Source organism: Rathayibacter sp. PhB179 (genome assembly GCF_004345345.1).
In the GTDB taxonomy this organism is placed as follows: Bacteria; Actinomycetota; Actinomycetes; order Actinomycetales; family Microbacteriaceae; genus Rathayibacter; species Rathayibacter festucae.
Genome location: NZ_SLVD01000021.1, coordinates 1 through 1,238 on the forward strand (window position 1 = coordinate 1; position 1,238 = coordinate 1,238).

Below are 1,238 nucleotides of genomic sequence, written 5' to 3' on the forward strand. Positions count from 1 at the left end.
AGCGGGCGTATCGGTGATTGCCTTGGTGTGTCGCGGGGTTCTGACTCGTCTGCGTATCTGACGCCTGGCAGGGCTGTCTGGATCTCGAACTGTCGAACCCCGCGACACCGTAAGCATCCGGTCGGCTGGTCATGACTTGATAGAAGCCTGACCGTCCTGTGGTCTCATCACCGATTTGTCTGCCCACTGGCCGGATGCGTGACCCGATGAAGGGATGCATCCAGCATGACAACGAACACGCTCCAAGCCCAGCCCGACCGGGAGATCGTCGCGGGCATCGACACACACGAGAACAGCCACCACGTGGCCGTCCTCGACTCCACGGGCCGCCTCCTGGGCGATGAAGCATTCCCCGCGACGAGCACAGGTTTCATCGAGCTGCTGTCCTGGGTCAGCGTCCTCGGGACGCTGGTGCGGGTCGCAGTCGAGGGCACCAGCTCCTACGGAGCCGCCCTGACCCGGTATCTGCTCGCCGAGAACGTGGACGTCATCGAGGTCCCACCGGGAGACAAAGCGCAGCGCCGCCGGCGAGGCAAGACCGACGCGTTCGACGCCGAAGCCGCCGCGCGCCGCGCTCTCGCGGAGACCTCACCGCGGATCCCGAAAGACACGACCTCGTCCGTTGAAGCGCTGCGCCTGCTCACCAACACCCGCAATCTGCTGGTCAAGCAGCAGAAGGAGATCGCCGGGCAGATCGATCAGTTCCTGATCACCGCCCCCGACACCCTCCGCGAGCGCTCCCGCGAGGGCACCCGGAAGACCCGCATGCGCCGCCTCGCCGAACTTCCCGAGACCGCCACCGCAGACATCGTCACCGACACCCTCACCCGGCTGCTGCGCCAGCACGCGACCCGCTGGCTCACCCTCGACGCCGACGCGACCGCGATCGAGAAGCAACTGCGCACCCTCATCGAGATCCGCGCCCCGAAACTCCTCGAGGTCTACTGCGTCGCCGCCGTCACCGCCGCGCAACTCCTCGTCGCCGTGGGCGAGAACGGCCACCGCATCCACTCCGAAGCAGCCCTCGCGAAACTCTTCGGCGCAGCACCCCAACCCGTCTCCTCCGGCAAAACCAACCGCCACCGCCTCTCCCGAGGCGGCAACCGGCAAGCGAACTGCGCCCTCCACCAGATCTCCATCGCCCGCCTCTGCCACGAACAACGAACCCGCGACTACCGCGACACCCACCTCGCCGACGGCAAAACCAAGAAAGACATCCTCCGCCTCCTCAAACGAGC

Annotated in this window: 1 protein-coding gene; it reads left to right on the forward strand. The window is 66.5% G+C overall.

Translation table 11 applies throughout. The annotated features are described in order from the left end of the window. Positions 1–225: 225 nt before the first annotated feature. The coding region (locus tag EDF43_RS21615) for an IS110 family transposase (protein WP_132438525.1) at positions 226–1,238 on the forward strand (1,013 nt) is incomplete at its 3' end.